We start from the raw sequence: 18,153 nt of genomic DNA, 5'->3' as shown, positions 1-18,153 counted from the left end.
AACCGCAAGTCGCGCGTCCGTCGCCGCACGCGCCCCCGGTCGTCGTTGACCGGCCGGAGCCCCCACCCGAGCATCGGAGCATGACCGAACCCCGGGCGACCGTCAGCGGCGTGCTCACCGTCACCCCCGCGATGCCGTCAGCCGGGGTCCCGACGTGGGCCGGAGCCGCCTGGGTCGGCGCCGTCGACCGGCAGGAGGCGGCCACCGCGACCGCCGTCGCCCTGCAGGACGCCGAGGGCTTCCGCCGCGCACGGCTCCTCGTCCGGGACGGCCGTGAGGTCGCCGGCTTCGTCGACGTCGCCGTCGACGCAGCGGGGGCGGTGGACCCGGCCGAGCTGGGACCGGCCGTCCGTGCACTGCGCGCCACGGGCCTCCCGGCCGCACCGACCGGCACGCCCGTCGGCCGCGTCTCCGTCGTCATCGGTACCCGCGACCGGCCGGACGACGTGCGTCACGTCGTCCGGTCGGTGCTCGACTCGGCGTACGACGACCTCGAGGTCGTCGTCGTCGACAACGCGCCCTCGACCACCGCCACCCGCGACGTGGTCGCGTCGTTCGACGACCCCCGGTTGCGCTACGTCCTGGAGGCCCGACCCGGCGTCTCACGCGCACGGAACGCCGGTCTCGCCGTCGCCTCCGGAGCCGTGGTCGCCTTCGTCGACGACGACGTGGTCGTCGACCGCCTCTGGCTCGCGGCGCTCGCCGAGGCGTACGCCCGCGACGCGGACGTCGTTTGCGTCACCGGGCTCGTGCCGAGCGGGGAACTGCGCACGCCCACCCAGCGGTACTTCGACGAGCGGGTGACCTGGGCGCGGAACACCGACCGCCGGGTCTTCCGGACCTCGGCGCCGCCGGCCGACCTGCCGCTCTTCCCGTTCTCGGTCGGCGCGTTCGGCACCGGGGCGAACATGTCGCTGCGGCGCTCGGCCGCGCTCGCCCTGGGCGGCTTCGACGTCGCCCTCGGCCCGGGGACCCCCGCCCGCGCCGGCGAGGACCCGGACCTGTTCACGCGGGTGCTGTTCTCCGGCGGGGCGCTCGCCGTGGAGCCCGCCGCGGTGGTCTGGCACCGACACCGCTCCGACCGCGCCGCCCTGCGGTCCCAGGCGCTCGGCTACGGCACCGGTCTCGGGGCGTGGGTGACGAAGCTCGTGCTGCGACCGCGGACGGCGGTGGCGGTGCTCCGTCGGGCCGTCGGCGCGCTGCGGCAGCTCGGGGCGCTCGGGCAGGGGACGGCCGGTGCCGGCGAGCCCGTCGCGGTGGACACCGTGGGCGGCTGGCCCGTCGACGACGAGTTCCGGCAGGCCACCGCCGGGCTGCAGCGCGTGGAGCTCCTCGCGGCGCTCGGCGGTCCGTGGCGGTACCTGGTCGGACGGGCGCGGCGGGGCTGACCTCCGCGCGCGGGGCCGCGGCGCGCAGGGATGGTGCGCGGGCTGGCGCGACGACGTCGGTGTCGTGCGACGGCGGTGTCGTCGCGCTCGGCGCGGCTGGCGGAGCTGCGACATCGTCGAGGTCGTGCGACGTCGAGGTTGTCGCGCTCAGCGCGGCTGGCGGGGGCTGCGACATCGTCGAGGTCGTGCGACGTCGACTTTGTCGCGCCGTGCGAGGGGCATCGGCGGCTGCGACATCGTCGGTCTCGTGCGACGTCGATCTCGTCGCACGGCAGCGCCGCCCGCACGTGCACGGCACCGGCGCACGGCACCGGCACACCGCACCGGCACAGCGAACGGACCGCACGGCACCGGTACCGGCATACCCCACCGGCACGGCACCGCCCGGTGCCCCTACGGGCGGAAGCGGCCCTCCTCGACCGAGCGCCAGAACCGTCGGCTGCGCAGGTACGCCGCCGGGCCGGCCGGGAAGCCGCGGAACTCGTGGAACGCGAGGGACCGGGGGATGCGCGTCGTCGAGGCCTCGGTCACCGTCTCCGGTGCTGCGTCGCGTCGTCCGGCCAGCCGGGAGACGAGCTGGCGGGTCTTGACGTCGGCGGCGACGGGCATGAGACGGGCCAGGGCCAGCAGGTGCCGGCGGTCCTTCACGACGAGCGCGCACATCAGGGCGGTGAAGCCGACGCCGTTCGAGTGCAGCTGGTGGTGCAGGCCGGCGAGGTCCTGGCGGTGCCGGTGGTGCACGACGGCGCGGGGTTCGAAGCCGATCCGGCCGCCGTTCCAGAGGATGTCGATGAAGATCGCCAGGTCCTCGCCGCCGCGTGCTGGTACCCCGGCGCCGAGCGTGGTGTCGAAGCCGCCCGCGGCGTCGAACGCGGACCGTCGGCACGCCCAGTTCGCGCCGGCGCCGTAGCCGCCGATGCCGTACACGGCGAAGTGCTTCCGGATCGAGCCGTCCGGGGCGACCGCGGAGACACGGGCGTGGCGCATGACACCGGGTACGTCGTCGGGCACGATCGTCACCGGGTCGAAGGTGCGCTCGCCGCTGAAGCCGCCGTAGTACGCCTCGTACCAGATCTGTGCCGGGGTGGCGAGCTCGACGGGCAGGATCATGCCGGTCACGGCCGAGAGCGCGGGCTCCCGCACGAAGCGGGTGCCGATCATCCGGAGCCACTGCGGGTCCACCCGCACGTCGTCGTCCGTGAAGGCGATGACCTCGCCGAGTGCCGCGGCGACCCCGGCGTTCCGACCCGCCGAACACCCCGGGCGGCGTTCCGTGACGAGCCGGACCGTCCGGCCCTCGAGCAGGGCGGGCAGCGGGTCGGACCCGGGCAGCACCACCCGGTTGTCGACGAGGACCACCTCGTGCCGCGGGTAGTCGAGGTGCTCGAGCACGTCGAGCAACCGGCCGAGGTCCTCGACCCGGGCGACGACGGTCGAGACGACGATCGAGATCATCGGCAGCAGCTCGTCCGGCACCGGGGTGTCGTCACCGGCGCGGTCGGCGCGGACGCCCGCGATCGGCTCGAGCGCGCGTGCGGCGTCGTCGGGGTCCGCCGTCAGCAGCACCTCGCGCGTCGCGACGGGGTGTCCGTCGCGGTAGCCGACCACCAGCGCCGAGATACCGGTCTCGTCGGCGACGAGCCGGGGCAGGGGAGCGTCGAGGTCGACGCTGACGACCCGTCGGGGCCCGGGCACGGAGACGGAGGAGAGCTGGGTCATGCCGCGGACGCTACGGGGGCACGCCGGAGCCGGACAACGGCGCAGGAACGCAGTGGCGGTGTTCGTGCGGACTCCCGCACCGTGGCGGAGCCACCCGAGCGGGGGTGAGCGCTCACGGGACATCCACGTCGGTTTCCGAGGTCACGCTCAGGTCACGGTGTCAGTGCAACCGGTTGCAGGAGCACGCCGCCGGGCGTAGCGTCACCGCCCAGCAGGCAGCGTCGCCTGCTCCAGGACAGCGTCGGACGGTCCCGTCCGACGCCGTCCTGGTGATCTCGATGAGGAGACAACGCTGTGAAGACAACACGCTCCAGGGTGCGTTTCGCATCCGTTGCCGGGGTCGCCGTCATCGGCCTCGTGCTCACCGGCTGCTCGAGCGGGAGCTCCGGCGCCGGTTCGGACGACGCCAAGAGCGGCCAGGACAGCCGCGGGCCCATCACGTACGTGCAGGGCAAGGACAACTCGAACGTCGTCCGCCCGCTGATCGCGAAGTGGAACAAGGCCCACCCCGACGAGAAGGTCACCTTCAAGGAGCAGTCCGACCAGGCCGACCAGCAGCACGACGACCTCGTGCAGCACTTCCAGGCCAAGGACGCGAACTACGACGTCGTCGACGTGGACGTCGTCTGGACCGCCGAGTTCGCCGCGAAGAGCTGGCTGACGCCGTTGACCGGGGACATGGAGATCGACACGTCGAAGCTCCTGCCGGCCACGGTGAAGACCGCGACCTACAACGACACCCTCTACGCCGCCCCGCAGACCTCGGACGGCGCGCTGCTCTACTACCGCAAGGACCTCGTCAAGACGCCCCCGACGACGTGGAGCGACATGATGGACGACTGCCAGATCGCGAAGGACAAGGGCATCGGCTGCTACGCCGGGCAGTTCGCGAAGTACGAGGGCCTGACGGTGAACGCCTCCGAGGCCATCAACGGCTCCGGCGGTTCGGTGCTCGGCAAGAGCGGGGACCCGGACGTCGACACCGCCGACGCCAAGGCCGGCCTGCAGAACCTGGTCGACGCGTTCCAGGACGGGAACATCCCGGCCGAGGCGATCACGTACCAGGAGGAGCAGGGCCGCACCGCGTTCGAGGCCGGCAAGCTGCTGTTCCTGCGCAACTGGCCGTACGTCTACAACCTGGCGAAGACCGACGGTTCGAGCAAGGTCAAGGACACCTTCGGCGTCGCCCCCATCCCGGGCGCGGACGGCGTCGGCGCCTCGACGCTCGGCGGGCACAACGCCGCGATCAGCGTGTACTCGAAGCACAAAGCGACGGCGCACGACTTCCTCGAGTTCCTCATCTCGAACGACACGCAGAAGTTCTTCGCGACCCAGGGGTCGCTCGCCCCGGTCGTCGGTGACCTCTACACCGACTCCGAGCTGACGGCGAAGCTGCCCTACCTGCCGACGCTGCTCAAGTCGATCGAGTCCGCCGAACCGCGGCCGGTCACGCCGTTCTACCCGGCGGTGACGAAGGCGATCCAGGACAACACCTACGCGGCGCTCAAGGGCTCGAAGTCGGTCGATGAAGCCCTGAAGGACATGCAGGACGCCCTCACGTCGGCGACCAGCAGCTAGCGACACGCGGCGCACGCCGCATCGGACTGGAGGCACGGTGTCATCCCGGCACGTGCCTCCAGTCCGCCCCTACTTGCGTTCCGACACCCCGGCAAGGAGGCCGACACGTGTCAGCAGCAACCGAGATCCCCGCAGCCGTCCCGAACCCCACAGGGACGGAGCCGGAGCGCCGACGGCGCCCCGGCGGACTCAACGCGGACCACGGCCGGTGGGCCGTGTACCTCATCGGCCCGACGATCGTGCTCCTCGCGGTCGTCATCGGCTACCCGGTGGTCAGCGCGGTCATCCAGTCGTTCCAGCTCGACCAGGGCCTGGACAAGGCGACGGGCATGTTCGTGCAGGGCGGCTTCGCCGGCCTGGCCAACTACGTGCACTGGCTCGGCCAGCGGTGCGGCGAGGTCAGCTGCCCGCCCGGCAGCCTCGGCTCGCAGTTCTGGGTGGCCTTCGGCAACACCTTCTTCTTCACGGCCGTGACCGTGGTGCTCGAGACCGTCATCGGGCTCTGGATGGCGATCATCATGAACCGCGACTTCCGCGGCCGTGCGTTCGTCCGCGCCGCGATCCTCGTGCCGTGGGCGATCCCGACCGCGGTGACGGCGAAGCTCTGGTACTTCATCTTCGACGCGAACGGCGTGCTCAATCACGTCATCGGTCACCAGGTCCTCTGGTTCTCGGACGAGTGGGCGTCCCGCTTCGCCATCGTCATCGCCGACACGTGGAAGACGACCCCGTTCATGGCGCTGCTCATCCTGGCCGGCCTGCAGCTCATCCCCGAGGACGTCTACGAGGCCGGCAAGATGGACGGGGCGTCGACCGTGCAACGCTTCCTGCTCATCACGTTGCCCCTGGTCCGTCCGGCACTGATGGTCGCCGTGCTGTTCCGCGTGCTCGACGCGCTGCGCATCTACGACCTCATCGCCATCATGACCGGCGGCGGTGGCGGATCCGGCAACGCGACCGTCTCGCTCTCCGTGCTCGTCGTCGACCAGATCCGGCAGGGGTTCAACGCCGCCTCGGCGCTGTCCACCATCACGTTCCTCATCGTCTTCATCGTCGCCTTCGTCTTCGTCCGCTTCCTCGGGGCGAACGTCGTGCAGACCCAGGCAGCCCAGCAGAAGGGTGAACTCAAGTGACCCTCGCAGCCGACCGACCACGGTCCCCGGCGGCGACGAGCCGCGACCGCGCCGCCGACCGTCCCGACGTCCGGGTGCGCCGCCACCACGGCCCGACCGTCCGCACCGTCGTGCAGGCCGCCGTCATCGCCGTCTGGTGCCTGCTGCCGTTCTACTGGATGGTGGTGACGAGCTTCCGCGACGTCGGCTACACCTTCGACCCGACGCCGTGGTTCACCCACGTCACGCTCGACAACTACGCGACCGCGTTCTCCACGGCACTCGGCAACCACCTCGGTCGGGCACTGCTCAACAGCGTCTTCATCGGGATCGCCGTGACCGTCATCGCGCTGCTGGTCGGCACGTCGGCGGCGTACGCACTCGCCCGGCTCGAGTTCCGCGGCAAGTCGCTCATCGCCGGCGCGATCCTCGCGGCGTCGATGTTCCCGGGCGTCGCGCTCATCTCGCCGCTGTTCCAGCTCTTCACCGACATCGGGTGGATGGGGAGCTACCAGGCGCTCATCCTGCCGAGCATCTCGTTCGTGCTGCCGCTGACGGTCTACACGCTGGCGTCGTTCTTCCGTGAGATGCCCTGGGACCTCGAAGAGGCAGCGCGCATCGACGGGTGCACCCGCATCCAGGCGTTCCGGCGGATCATCCTGCCGCTCGCCGCGCCCGCCGTGTTCACGACGGCGATCCTGGCGTTCATCTCGAGCTGGAACGAGTACCTCATCTCGTCACAGCTGTCGAGCGACGCGACGCAGCCGGTCACGGTCGCGATCGCCTCGTTCGCCGGGTCGCAGCCGCACCAGGAGCCCTACACGGCGGTGATGGCCGCGGGCACGATCGTCACGATCCCGCTCGTGGTCCTCGTCCTCGTCTTCCAACGCCGCATCGTGGCCGGCCTGACCGCCGGCGGCGTGAAGGGCTGACGACGATGGCCCAGCGCGGCCCCACCCGGCCCACCGCACGGATCGAGGAGGCGATCGGCTTCGTCGGCGCGTTCGGCGTCCTGTTCCTCGTCGTCACGGTGTCCTGCGAGCTCACCGGGCGACCGGCGCTCGGCTGGGCGCTCACCCTGCTCGCGTGCGTGCTCGCCGTGGTCGCGCTCGACCGCTGGCGGGTCCGGGTCCTCCGGCGGCAGGACGACGACGGCTCCGGGACCGCCGCCGCGTTCGTCCCCGTGCGGTCCGGCAGCAGCCGCGACGACCAGCCCGGCCCGGACGGCCGGGTGCACGGACACGTCGGCTGGGACGAGGTCGAGCGGGCCGGACGTGCCCGACGAGCCGGACGGCCACGGCGCGAGCGGCGTGACGGACCGGCCGAGCGCGGCCGCCCCGGCCCGATGGACACGACGGACGCACCCGCGGAACCGGACCACGGCGCTCGGGCCGTGCACCCGGCGGACGCGACACGCGCGACGGAGCGGTGACGGGCCTCCCGGGCGGTGCGGCGGGCATCCAGCAGATCGCGACCGCCACGGGGTTGTCGAAGTCGACGGTGTCGCGCGCGCTCCGCGGGATGCCGAGCGTGGCGGACACCACCGTCGACCAGGTGCGGCGCGTCGCCGACGAGCTCGGCTACGTCCCGAGCTCCGCGGCGGCCGGCCTCGCGACCGGGCGGCAGCGCGCGGTCGGCGTCGTGCTGCCGGTGATCGACCGGTGGTTCTTCGTCAAGGCGCTCGGCGGGGTCGACGCCGAGCTCAAGCGCGCCGGGTACGACCTCGTCCTCTACAACCTCGGCGGGCCGGGCGGCGACCGCGACCGGGCGTTCCGGCGGTCGATGCTGCGGCACCGGGTGGACGGCCTCGTCCTCATGTCCCTGGTGCTCGACGCGACCGAACGCGCCGAACTCGAACTCGCACGGCACCCGATGATCGTGATCGGCGGCCTTGCCCCGGGCCTGCGGAACGTCGGCGTGGACGACCGTGCCGTCACCCGGACCGCGGTCGGGCACCTGTGCGCGCTCGGGCACCGCGCGGTCGCCTACGTCGGCGGGCAGGACGAGGCCGGGATGAACGTCGCCGTCCCGCACCTGCGCCGGGACGGCTTCGTCGACGCGATGCGGGCCGCGGGCCGGGTCGTGCCGGCACACCGGCTGCTCGACGGCGGCTTCTCGTTCCCGGGCGGCGTCGCGGCGGGATCGGCGCTGCTCGACGCGCCGGAGCGGCCGACGGCGGTGCTCTGTGCCTCGGACGAGATGGCGCTCGGGGTGCTCCTTGCGGCGCACCGTGCCGGGCTGTCGGTGCCGGAGGACCTGTCGGTGATGGGGATCGACGGCCACGAGTACGGCCGGACCGTCGGACTGACGACGGTCGCGCAGGACCCGGAGGCGCAGGGGAGGACGGCCGCGCGCGCGGTACTCGCCGAGGTCGAGGGGGCGGCCACGCGGTCGATCGCGGCGGCGCCCGCGGCGCTCGTGGTGCGCGCGACGACGGGGCGGGTGCCGGGCGGCTGACAGCGGACGGGGCGCGGGCGCGGCGCACGCGGCTCCGGACGACGGGTGGCGCGACGCACGCGGCTCGGTGCGGGCGGCGCGGACGTGGCGCGGATTCGTGTCGCACAACCGAAGTGCGCTCGAACCCGGGAACCGCGCGGCGCGGGCTCACTTTGGTTGTGCGGCGTCACTGTCCCCGAGCGGCGAGCGGCGAGCGGCGAGCGGCGAGCGGCGAGCACCGGGCGGCGACGCGACCCACGAAGTCCCCGTCGACGCCGCGTAGGGTCGCCCGCATGGAGGTCACCAAGCTCGAACACGCCTGCCAGATCGTCACCGAGGGCACCGCACGCCTCGTCCTCGACCCCGGCGAGCTCACCCGGCCGGTGGACACCACGGGGGTCGTCGCCGTCGTGGTCACGCACGAGCACCCCGACCACGTCACGCCCGAGCAGGTGCTCCGGATCACGGCGGCGAACCCCGGCGCCGTCGTCATCGGGCCCGAGGGGGTCCGGGCCGTCCTCGCCGACGCGGGCATCGAGGTCGACGTCGTCACCCACGGCGACCACCGCACGGTCGGGCCGTTCACGCTCGACTTCCACGGGACGCGGCACAACGTCATCCACTCGAGCGTCCCCGTCGTCGACAACACCGGCGTCCTGGTGGGCGGCCGGCTGTTCCACCCCGGCGACTCGTACACCGTCCCCGACGTCCCCGTCGAGGTGCTCGCCGCTCCGGTCGGGGCACCGTGGCTGAAGGTGGGTGAGCTGATGGACTACGTCGCCGCGGTCGGTCCGGCCCGTGCCTACCCGGTCCACGAGGCCACCCTGTCCGACGTCGGGTACGCGATGCACACCGGGCGCCTCCGCGAGGCGCTCGGCACCGCGGGTGAACTCGTCGTGCTCCGACCGGGGGAGTCCCTGACCGTCTGACCACCGCCTCGTCCGCGGGGCGACCGGTCCAGGACGCCCGCACGGTCGGACGGGAGGCCCGTGGCGGGGCCGCCACGGGCCTCCCGTCCGACGGCACACCCGGGCGACACGCCTCGTTTTGGCTCCGTGCGCGGCTTGTGCCATACTTGTCGAGTTGTCGGAACGGCCCCATCGTATAGCGGCCTAGTACGCTGCCCTCTCACGGCGGTAACGCGGGTTCGAATCCCGCTGGGGTCACCACAGGTGGCTAGCCTCCGAGTCCGACGACACGCCGCGGCCCCATCGTATAGCGGCCTAGTACGCTGCCCTCTCACGGCGGTAACGCGGGTTCGAATCCCGCTGGGGTCACCAGCACGACGAAACCCCGCCGGACTCCTGTCCGGCGGGGTTTCGTGCGTTCCGCGGTTGCTCTGCTCCGCTCAGTGTCTTCCGGGGTTGCTTCGCTGCGCTCAGTGTCTTCCGGGGTTGCTTCGCTGCGCTCAGTGTCTTCCGGGGTTGCTTCGCTGCGCTCAGTGTCTTCCGGGGTTGCTTCGCTGCGCTCAATGTCTTCCGGGGTTGCTTCGCTGCGCTCAGTGCGACACGGTCATCGCGTCGAGGTTGAGGTAGTTCGCGTTCCCGGACCCTGCGGCGACGACCACCGCGTTCGAGCCCGCGGCCAGGTCGACCGTCACCGTCGTGGTGGTCCACTGCGACCAGGACGACGTGCCCGGGAACGACACGGTCGTCGCGGGCCCGTCGCCGACCCGCACGGACCGGACGGCCGTGCCGGCCGCGGCGGCGGAGCGGAACGTGAGGGTGTGGGTGCCCGCGGTCGCGACGTTCACGTGGAACGTGGCCGCGGTGCCGGCGGTGTTCCAGCCGGCGAGGTACCCGCGGCCGGTCGCCCCGGCGTTCGAGGACTCCGTCGAGATGCCCGGGTGGTCGACGTTCTCGGCCTGGTACACGCCGTCGCCCTCGACGACCGCGGTGGAGCCGTCCGGCACGGCCTGCTGCGTGATCGCGACCGTCGCCGCGGCGCCGAGCGACAGCTGGGGCGTGGTCGTCACGGACGGCGTCGGTGCGGTCCAGTCCGCGCCGCCGATGCCCTCGGGGGAGACGTGGTTCGCGGCCTGTGAGGCGTTCCGGGTGAGCACCGCCTCGTACTGGGTCTGCCCGGCATCGTCGATGAGGGCCCGGATGTCGCGCGTGAGGATCGCCTTGAAGCCCTCGGTGTCGCTCGTGCCCTCGTTCAGGAAGGTGCCCGCGACCGTCAGGTTGTCGACGGCCCAGTCGGTCGCACGTGTCGCGCGGTCGAGGTACTGCTGGTCGTCGGTGAGCAGGTACATCTGCAGGGCGGCGCCGGCGAACTGGCCCTGGTTGTAGGTCCAGTCGTAGTCGGTGAACTGTCCGGTCCCGCTGACGTGGTCGCGGATGTGGCCGTCACGGTCGAAGTTCGTCTGCAGCCAGGCGTAGAGGCGCTCGGCGGTGTCGCGGTAGGTGGTGTCCCCGGTCGCGGCGTAGAGCCGGAGCGCGGTCCAGACCGCGGTGCCGTTCGTCGCGACGTTCTTCTCGTTGCGGGTGCCGTCGCCGACGTCGACGTTCTTCCACCAGATCCCGCCGCCGTACGTGGTGTCCTCGTACTGCGCGATGTACGCGAAGATGTCCTGCGCCTCGGTGAGGTACCGGGCTTCGCCGGTGAGCTCGTAGGCGCGGATGCTGCCCCGCGCCCACCAGCCCATGTCGTCGTTCCAGTCGTTCTCGCGGAAGTCCGGGTACGCCGCACGCCAGCCGTCGAACACGTCGTCGATCATCTGCCGGCTCGCCGCGTCGTGCGTGCGCTCGTACCGGTCCATCACGGCTTCCCAGGCCTGGGCCTCCCACCAGTAGTCGGTGTACGCGCCGCCCTGTGGACCGACGGCGTGCTCGGAGTGCACCTGGTGGTCGCTCCAGGTGAAGAAGTACTTCGCGTCCGGGTCCCAGTAGGTGTCGACGAACGCGTCGTACGCGTCCGTCGCCTGGGTCGAGGTCAGCGCGGAGGCCCGGTCGGGTGCGGTCGCGAGACCGGCCCCGGTGAGCCCGGCGGTGGCGAGCGCCCCCGCGACGAGCAGGCCGACGAGTCTGTGCTGCATGGAATCTCCTTCGATCCACGCCTCATCCCGATGCCCTGCGCATCAGTAAAAAGTATACTCAAACTACTTCTTGCGCGGATGAGGCTAATCAATATAGTTGGAGCCACACCAAGAGAAGTCAAGGGGAGCAACGTGGCTCAGACGCATCAGGACCTGGTCGACCAGGTCGCAGCACAGGTGACGGACCGGCTCGGCAGCGAGGTCGGCGACCTCTTCGCGAACTGCTTCGCGAACACGCTGTCGACGACCATCACGGCGATGCCGGACGGGACGGCCTTCATGGTGACCGGCGACATCCCCGCGATGTGGCTCCGGGACTCCACGGCGCAACTGACGCCCTACCTGCACTTCGTCGCCGACGACCGGGCACTCGCCGACACGGTCGCGGCGGTGTCGCGACGCCAGCTCGCGTTCGTGCTCGTCGACCCGTACGCGAACGCCTTCAACCGCGCACCCGACGGCGCCGGCCACACCGACGACCACACGCCGATGAGCCCGTGGGTCTGGGAGCGGAAGTACGAGATCGACTCGCTCTGCTACCCGATCCAACTCGCGCACGCGCTGTGGACGCGCACCGGGCGGACGGACCACCTCGCCGACTTCCGCGCCGTCGCGGCCGCCGCCGTCGACCTCTGGACCCTCGAGCAGGACCACGAGACGGCGTCCGGCTACCGGTTCGAACGGCCCGATCCGCTGCTGCCGTCCGACACCCTGGTGCGCGACGGCGCCGGCCCGCTGACAGCCCGGACCGACCTGACCTGGAGCGCCTTCCGTCCGAGCGACGACGCGACGACGCACGGCTACAACGTGCCCGGCAACGCCTTCGCCGTGACCGAGCTCCGGCACGTGGCCGAGATCGCGACGGTCGTGCTCGACGACCACGACCTGGCCGAGCGCGCCACCGCCCTGGCGGACGAGATCGACGCGGCGATCCACCGGCACGGAACGGTCCTGCTGCCGGAGCACGGCGAGGTCCTGGCCTACGAGGTCGACGGGCTCGGCTCGGCGCTCGTCATGGACGACGCGAACGTGCCGAGCCTGCTGTCGCTGCCGATGCTCGGCTGGTGCGCGGTCGACGACCCGCTCTACCTGCGCACCCGCGCCGCCGTGCTGTCCCCGGCGAACCCGTACTGGTACGCGGGAGCTGCCGGCAGCGGCATCGGCAGCCCGCACACCCCGGGCCGGAACGTGTGGCCGATCGCCCTCGCCGTGCAGGGTCTGACGTCCACCTCGGCCGACGAGCGGGCCGCGGTGCTCGCGCAGCTCTGCGCCACGCACGCCGGTACCCGGCTCATGCACGAGTCCTTCGACGTCGACGACCCCACCGAGTTCACCCGGCCGTGGTTCTCGTGGGCGAACGCGATGTTCTGCGAGTTCGTCCTCGACGTGGCCGACCTGCGGACCGGCGCCCGTCAGCCGGAGCGGAGCACCCGGTGAGCGTCGTGACCACCCCGGAGGCGCAGGCCGTCGTCGGGGGCGAGGCCGCCGAGGCCGTCGGCGCTCCGGGACCGCAGCGTCGCCGGACCGAACGCGGCACGGGGGTCAGCGCCACCCGCAAGCAGCAGACCCGTGCGGCCTGGGTCTTCCTGGCCCTGCCCGGCGCGCTGTTCCTGCTCTTCACCGCCCTGCCCGTGGTCGTCGCCGCGGTCGTCAGCCTGAGCGACTACGCGGTCATCGGTGACCTCAAGTGGGTCGGGTTCGACAACTACACGCGGATCGCCGGCGACCCGTTCTTCTGGACGGCGCTGCGCAACACCGTGTACTACACGGCCCTCTACGTGCCGCTCGGACTCGTCATCGCGCTCGCCACCGCGCTGCTGCTCAACCGCAGTGGTCGGGCCGTCCGGATCTTCCGCACGCTCTTCTACATCCCGGTCGTCTCGTCCACCGTGGCGACCGCCACCGTCTGGTACTGGGTGCTCAACCCCCAGCACGGCCTGCTCAACGCCGCACTCGGGTGGTTCGGCATCGACGGGCCCGCGTGGCTGTACGACTCGCACTGGGCGATGTTCGCGATCGTCATGATGAGCGTCTGGGCCGGCTTCGGCGGCAACATGATGATCTTCCTCGGCGGCCTGCAGGGAGTCTCGCCGGACCTGCGCGAAGCGGCCCGGCTCGACGGCGCCAACGCGTGGCAGGTGTTCCGCTACGTGGTCCTGCCGAGCATCCGACGCACCACCTTCCTGGTGTCGACGCTGCTCATCATCAACGCGTTCCAGGTGTTCGACCAGGCCTACGTCCTGACGAAGGGCGGGCCGGGCAACTCCACCGTCACGATCGTCTACTACATCTACGACCGCGGGTTCGGATCACTGCAGATGGGCTACGCGTCCGCGCTGTCGTTCGTCCTGTTCGTGATCATCCTGGCGTTCTCCCTGATCAACGCCCGCCTCACGAACCGGGACTCCGAACGATGACCGCCACCGCACCCCGCGCCTCCGCCACCGCCACCGCCACCTCCGCTCGCCCGGCGTCGCCTGGGCCCTCGCGGCTCCGCCGCCGGGCGACCACCGTCGGACGGGTCAAGACCGTCGCCTGGTGGATCGGTGTCGTGCTGGTCAGCGTCGTCACCGTCGCGCCGCTCGTCTGGACCCTCGCGACGTCGCTGAAGCCCGCGGGGGAGATCCTCGCGCACTCGCTCTCGCTCGTCCCGCTGCGGCCGACCGTCGACAACTACGTCCAGGCCGTGACGACCGTGCCGTACGGGCGGTACTTCGTCAACACGCTCATCCTCGGCGTCGGCGGTGCCGTCGCGAACCTGTTCTTCGGGTCGCTCGCCGGCTACGCGCTGGCGAAGCTCCGGTTCGCAGGCCGTCAAGCGGTCTTCATCACGTTCCTGTCCTCGCTCATGGTGCCGAGCATCGTGACGATGATCCCGACGTTCCTGGTGCTCCGGCACTTCCCGCTGCTCGGCGGCAACGACCTGAGCGGCAACGGTGGACTCGGCCTCATCAACACGTACTGGGCCGTCATCGTCCCCGGTGCCGCGGGCGCGTTCGCGGTCTTCTTCATGAAGCAGTTCTTCGAGTCGCTGCCCGACGATCTCGGCGAGGCCGCGCGCATCGACGGAGCGGGGGAGTTCCGCATCTTCACGTCGATCTACTTCCCGCTCACGAAGGCCGGACTGGCCGTGCTCGGACTCCTCAGCTTCCAGGCGGGGTGGAACAACTTCCTCTGGCCGCTCATCGTCCTCAACGACCCGAAGATGATGACGGTCCAGGTCGGGCTCGCCGGCTTCGTGAACAACTACACGACGAACTACGGCCCGCTCATGGCCGGCACGATCATCACGATGGTCCCGGTGCTCGTGGTCTTCATCCTCGCGCAGCGCTGGATCATCGAGGGCATCGCGCACGCCGGCACCAAGTGAGACCTCCGGGAGAGCCCCCCACCGTCTGACACCCGACCACCACGGCGTCGCCGTCCGCGCGACGCCCACGCAACGAAAAGGAACACGACAATGAAGTCACGACGTCTCCTCGGAGCCGCTGCGGCCCTCGCCGCCGCGGCCCTCGTCCTCACCGGCTGCTCGTCCGGCTCGAGCGGCACCACCGGTGCCGACGGCCGCCAGCAGGTCACGATGTGGGGATCCTGGTCCGGTGACCAGGTCGAACAGATCGAGCAGATGACCACCGCGTTCAACGACTCGCAGAAGGAGTACACGGTCAAGTACGTGCCGCAGGAGCTCGTCGAGCAGAAGCTCCTCACCGCGATCGCGGGCGGACAGGTCCCCGACCTCGTGCTCTGGGACCGCTACCAGACCTCGCTCTACGCGCCGAAGGGCGCCCTGCAGGCCATCGACGACCGTGTCGAGTCGGACAAGGTCGACACCGACGAGTTCTACCCGCAGGCCCTGTCCGAGATGCGGTACGACGGCAAGCTGTACGGGCTGCCGCTGCTCGTCGACAACCGCTCGCTCGTCTACAACAAGAAGCTCTTCTCGGACGCCGGGCTCACCCCGCCCACGACCTGGGACGAACTGAAGACCGACGCGCAGAAGCTCACGGTCGACAAGGGCGGCAAGCTGCAGCAGTCCGGGTTCATGCTGAACGACCCCGGCCTGTTCTCGATGTGGCTGCAGCAGGCCGGTGGGCAGCTGCTCAGCGACGACGGCACGAAGACCGCCTACGACAGCCCCGAGGGCGTCGAGGTGCTCGACTTCTGGAAGTCCCTGATGGACGACGGCGTCTACACGAACGGCTTCGGTGACAGCAACGACGTCTTCGCCGCCGGTCAGGCAGCGATGAAGTACGACGGCCCGTGGGACGTCCCGAACCTCGACAAGGCGGACGACCTCGACTGGGCGGTCACCGAGCCCGTCGCCGGACCCGGCGGCGACAAGGGGGCCGTGATGGGCGGCTTCGGCCTCGCGATCCCGACCGGCGCGAAGCAGGCCGACGGCGCGTGGGCCTTCGAGAAGTGGTGGGCCACCAAGGCCGAGAACGGCGTCGACTTCGCCAAGATCTCCGGCTGGATCCCCGCCAACCGTGCCTCCGCCAACGACCCGTTCTTCACCGACGACCCCCGGTACGCCGGCTTCGTGAAGACGCTCGAGTACGCGAAGGTCCGCCCCGACGTCCCCGGGTACAGCGACGTCGAGGGCAAGGCGCTCACCCCGGCGCTCGAGAAGTTCATGTCCGGACAGCTCACCGCCGAGCAGGCACTCGCCCAGGCCGCGAAGCAGGGCGACCAGATCCTCCAGGAGAACCGCAAGTGACCACCACCGCAGCCACCGGCACCGCCACCTGGGCGGACCGGGCCGACCGGATCCAGGACAGCATCGAGCAGCTCTACGGCGCGCCGTGGCCCCAGTACCTGCACAACTCCTGGCCCACCGCCGACAGCGACGACGCCACGTTCAACTACTGGTGGCTCGCCCACCTGATCGACGTGCGCCTCGACGCCCACGAGCGCAGCGGCGATCCCGAACGGCTCGAACAGGCGCGGCAGGCGCACCGGAACATCGTCGAACGCAACGGCGGGAGCCTGTACAACGACTACTTCGACGACATGCTCTGGTTCGCCCTCGCGACGCTCCGCCTGCACCACGCCACCGGGGACGTCGCCTACCGGGACGACGCCGTCGCCCTGTTCGACCACGTCGTCGAGCACGGCTGGAACGACCGCGGCGGCGAGAGCCTCGCCTGGCGCAAGCAGCAGCTCGCGTACAAGAACACCCCGGCGAACGGGCCGCTCGTCATCCTCGGTGCCCGCCTGCACCGGCTGACCGGCGACGACCGGTTCCTGCGCCACGCCGACACGGCCTTCGACTGGCTCCGCCGCACCCTGGTGGGCGCGGACGGCTTCGTCGAGGACGGGATCAACCGCGAGGACGACGGCCGCGTCGACACCCAGTGGCGCTTCACCTACAACCAGGGCCTCTGGGTCGGCGCCGCCGTCGAGCTCGCCGCGACACACGACGACGCAGCGCTGCTCGACGTCGCCGCCCGCACCGCCGTCACGGCCGTGCGGGAGCTGTCCGACGGCACGGTCTTCCGACAGGAGGGGGACGGCGGCGACGAGGGGCTGTTCAAGGGGGTCTACTACCGCTACCTCGGGCTCCTGCTCGAGCGGCTCCCCGAGCAGGACGCACGCCGCACCGAGCTCCTCGACTTCCTCCGCGCGAGCACCGACGCGCTGTGGGCGTCGGTGCCGGACGCGCTCGACCGTCCCGCCGCGAACGACTGGAGCGGACCGGCGGAGGAGCGGGTGCCGTACTCGACCCAGCTCAGCGCCGTGATGGCGACGGAGCTGCGCGCCCGCCTCGACGCGTAGGCGGCGCAGCCGTCGACGCCCCCGGCACCAGCTCGGCAGGCACGAGGATCTTCCGGGACGCCGTCTCGCCCCGTGCCTGCCGCAGCAGCTGCTCGACAGCCCGGCGTCCCACGCCGGGCTGGTCCTGCGCCACGTGCGTGAACCGGAACATGCGCCGGTCGAAGGTGGCGGCGGGGTGGTCGAAGCACACGACGGACGCGTCCTCCGGCACCCGCTTGCCCAGTGCCTCCAGGGCGTCCCGCAGGAGCAGCGCGATGTTGTACTCACCGGCCACGAAGCCGGTGGCCTCCGGGTGGGACTCGACGAACGCGACCAACCGGGCGACGTCGTCCTCGGGGCGGTCCGTCGCACCCGGCAGGGTCGACTCGACGTCGTGGAAGGCGAGCCCGTCGTCGAGCGCCTTGTCGTTGCGCGCGTGCGCGCCGACCCAGCCGCGGCGGCGGTCGTCGTTCGACGTCACCCGACTGTCCGACGTCACGAGCGCGACGGCGCGGTGCCCGAGCGCGAAGAGGTGCTCGGTCGCGGCCGACCCGGCCGCGATGTTGTCGGTCGAGATGTCCGACACCGGGATCCCCTCGTACCGCCGGTCCAGGATCACCACCGGGAACCCGGCCGGCAGCAGCTCCAGCACCGCCGGCGGGATGAACTCCGAGCTGCTCGGCAGCACGATGAGGCCCTGCACCCGGGACGCCAGGGAGCGGATCGCGGCGTCCTCGGCGTCGTGGTCGCCGTGCGTGCGCTTCAGGATGACGTTCGCGCCGGTACCGGCCTCGTCGAGCATCCCCTCGAGCAGACGCGTCCCGAAGGTGTCGTCGAAGTTCGTCAGCACCACGCCGACGTCGATCTGCGCGGTCGGGTCGGTCGGAGCGGTCGCGTCGACGCTGACGACGGTGGTGCCGACCCGGGGACGCCGGGCGACGTAGCCCTCGGCGCGCAGCATGTCGAGGGCGCGGCGCAGCGTGATGGCGCTGATGCGGTAGTGCTCGAGGAGTTCCGCCTCGGTGGGGAGCCGGTCGCCCACGGCGAACTCCCCGCTCCGGATCCGTGCGCGGAGGTCCTCGAAGGTCGACTGGTACAGCATCATCGCTCCTCAATGTGTCTATTCATA

The 18,153-nt window shown here is 71.3% G+C and carries 15 protein-coding genes and 2 tRNA genes; 14 read left to right on the top strand and 3 right to left on the bottom strand.

Annotation, left to right across the window (positions count from 1 at the left end):
• Nucleotides 1-80 precede the first annotated feature (80 nt).
• Entirely contained in the window at nt 81-1,388 is a 1,308-nt protein-coding gene (locus DEI99_RS10770; RefSeq protein ID WP_111042471.1) for a glycosyltransferase family 2 protein, read from the top strand.
• 393 nt (nt 1,389-1,781) lie between these two features.
• Here DEI99_RS10770 and DEI99_RS10765 read toward each other — a convergent pair whose 3' ends face one another.
• Nucleotides 1,782-3,107, bottom strand: a complete 1,326-nt coding sequence (locus DEI99_RS10765) for a glycosyltransferase (RefSeq protein WP_181434495.1) — start codon at nt 3,105-3,107, stop codon at nt 1,782-1,784.
• Nucleotides 3,108-3,422: 315 nt separating this feature from the next.
• Between DEI99_RS10765 and DEI99_RS10760 the strand changes: the two genes are divergently transcribed.
• From DEI99_RS10760 to DEI99_RS10725, 8 genes are all read left to right on the top strand, one after another.
• On the top strand, nt 3,423-4,685 hold the full coding sequence (locus tag DEI99_RS10760) for an ABC transporter substrate-binding protein (protein WP_258369506.1): 1,263 nt from the start codon (nt 3,423-3,425) through the stop codon (nt 4,683-4,685).
• A 107-nt stretch (nt 4,686-4,792) separates the two neighbouring features.
• Entirely contained in the window at nt 4,793-5,818 is a 1,026-nt protein-coding gene (locus tag DEI99_RS10755; protein WP_111042474.1) for a carbohydrate ABC transporter permease, read from the top strand.
• A 74-nt stretch (nt 5,819-5,892) separates the two neighbouring features.
• Entirely contained in the window at nt 5,893-6,729 is an 837-nt protein-coding gene (locus tag DEI99_RS10750; protein ID WP_254784716.1) for a carbohydrate ABC transporter permease, read from the top strand.
• Between the two features lie 5 nt (nt 6,730-6,734).
• Complete coding sequence (locus DEI99_RS10745; RefSeq protein ID WP_181434496.1) at nt 6,735-7,229, top strand: hypothetical protein; 495 nt, start codon at nt 6,735-6,737, stop codon at nt 7,227-7,229.
• Nucleotides 7,226-8,254 carry a LacI family DNA-binding transcriptional regulator gene (locus tag DEI99_RS10740; protein ID WP_258369507.1) on the top strand — a complete coding sequence of 343 codons (1,029 nt, stop codon included), beginning with the start codon at nt 7,226-7,228 and terminating at the stop codon, nt 8,252-8,254. Before DEI99_RS10745 ends, DEI99_RS10740 begins: the two co-directional genes overlap by 4 nt.
• A 272-nt stretch (nt 8,255-8,526) precedes the next feature.
• A complete protein-coding gene (locus DEI99_RS10735; RefSeq protein ID WP_111042476.1) occupies nt 8,527-9,162 on the top strand; it encodes an MBL fold metallo-hydrolase in 636 nt (211 codons plus the stop codon).
• 164 nt (nt 9,163-9,326) lie between these two features.
• Nucleotides 9,327-9,402 (top strand) — tRNA-Glu (locus DEI99_RS10730).
• Between the two features lie 35 nt (nt 9,403-9,437).
• Nucleotides 9,438-9,513, top strand: a tRNA-Glu gene (locus tag DEI99_RS10725).
• 218 nt (nt 9,514-9,731) lie between these two features.
• Here the strand turns inward: DEI99_RS10725 and DEI99_RS10720 are convergent.
• Entirely contained in the window at nt 9,732-11,270 is a 1,539-nt protein-coding gene (locus DEI99_RS10720; RefSeq protein WP_111042477.1) for a glycoside hydrolase family 76 protein, read from the bottom strand.
• Between the two features lie 132 nt (nt 11,271-11,402).
• Between DEI99_RS10720 and DEI99_RS10715 the strand changes: the two genes are divergently transcribed.
• From DEI99_RS10715 to DEI99_RS10695, 5 genes are all read left to right on the top strand, one after another.
• On the top strand, nt 11,403-12,707 hold the full coding sequence (locus tag DEI99_RS10715) for a glycoside hydrolase family 125 protein (protein ID WP_258369508.1): 1,305 nt from the start codon (nt 11,403-11,405) through the stop codon (nt 12,705-12,707).
• Nucleotides 12,704-13,687: a carbohydrate ABC transporter permease gene (locus DEI99_RS10710; RefSeq protein WP_258369510.1), complete on the top strand. Its 984-nt coding sequence runs from the start codon at nt 12,704-12,706 to the stop codon at nt 13,685-13,687. Before DEI99_RS10715 ends, DEI99_RS10710 begins: the two co-directional genes overlap by 4 nt.
• On the top strand, nt 13,684-14,640 hold the full coding sequence (locus DEI99_RS10705; protein WP_111042479.1) for a carbohydrate ABC transporter permease: 957 nt from the start codon (nt 13,684-13,686) through the stop codon (nt 14,638-14,640). Before DEI99_RS10710 ends, DEI99_RS10705 begins: the two co-directional genes overlap by 4 nt.
• A gap of 90 nt (nt 14,641-14,730) precedes the next feature.
• Nucleotides 14,731-15,987 carry an ABC transporter substrate-binding protein gene (locus tag DEI99_RS10700; RefSeq protein WP_111042480.1) on the top strand — a complete coding sequence of 419 codons (1,257 nt, stop codon included), beginning with the start codon at nt 14,731-14,733 and terminating at the stop codon, nt 15,985-15,987.
• Complete coding sequence (locus tag DEI99_RS10695; RefSeq protein WP_111042481.1) at nt 15,984-17,045, top strand: glycoside hydrolase family 76 protein; 1,062 nt, start codon at nt 15,984-15,986, stop codon at nt 17,043-17,045. Before DEI99_RS10700 ends, DEI99_RS10695 begins: the two co-directional genes overlap by 4 nt.
• Here DEI99_RS10695 and DEI99_RS10690 read toward each other — a convergent pair.
• Nucleotides 16,999-18,129, bottom strand: coding sequence for a GntR family transcriptional regulator (locus DEI99_RS10690; protein ID WP_111042482.1), 1,131 nt, complete (start codon nt 18,127-18,129; stop codon nt 16,999-17,001). The genes DEI99_RS10695 and DEI99_RS10690 overlap by 47 nt on opposite strands.
• Between the last annotated feature and the right edge of the window lie 24 nt (nt 18,130-18,153).

The sequence above is a fragment of the Curtobacterium sp. MCLR17_036 genome (assembly GCF_003234445.2).
GTDB lineage: Bacteria > Actinomycetota > Actinomycetes > Actinomycetales > Microbacteriaceae > Curtobacterium.
The sequence above is the reverse complement of the archived record's forward strand: the minus strand, read 5'-3'. Positions and strand labels throughout refer to the sequence as shown.

Bases quoted from the DNA above. Each gene is read 5' to 3' on its own strand.
- DEI99_RS10690 (WP_111042482.1), bottom strand. From the start codon at position 18,129: ATGATGCTGTACCAGTCGACCTTCGAGGACCTCCGCGCACGGATCCGG.
- DEI99_RS10705 (WP_111042479.1), top strand. From the start codon at position 13,684: ATGACCGCCACCGCACCCCGCGCCTCCGCCACCGCCACCGCCACCTCC.
- DEI99_RS10770 (WP_111042471.1), top strand. From the start codon at position 81: ATGACCGAACCCCGGGCGACCGTCAGCGGCGTGCTCACCGTCACCCCC.
- DEI99_RS10720 (WP_111042477.1), bottom strand. From the start codon at position 11,270: ATGCAGCACAGACTCGTCGGCCTGCTCGTCGCGGGGGCGCTCGCCACC.
- DEI99_RS10765 (WP_181434495.1), bottom strand. From the start codon at position 3,107: ATGACCCAGCTCTCCTCCGTCTCCGTGCCCGGGCCCCGACGGGTCGTC.
- DEI99_RS10700 (WP_111042480.1), top strand. From the start codon at position 14,731: ATGAAGTCACGACGTCTCCTCGGAGCCGCTGCGGCCCTCGCCGCCGCG.
- DEI99_RS10745 (WP_181434496.1), top strand. From the start codon at position 6,735: ATGGCCCAGCGCGGCCCCACCCGGCCCACCGCACGGATCGAGGAGGCG.
- DEI99_RS10735 (WP_111042476.1), top strand. From the start codon at position 8,527: ATGGAGGTCACCAAGCTCGAACACGCCTGCCAGATCGTCACCGAGGGC.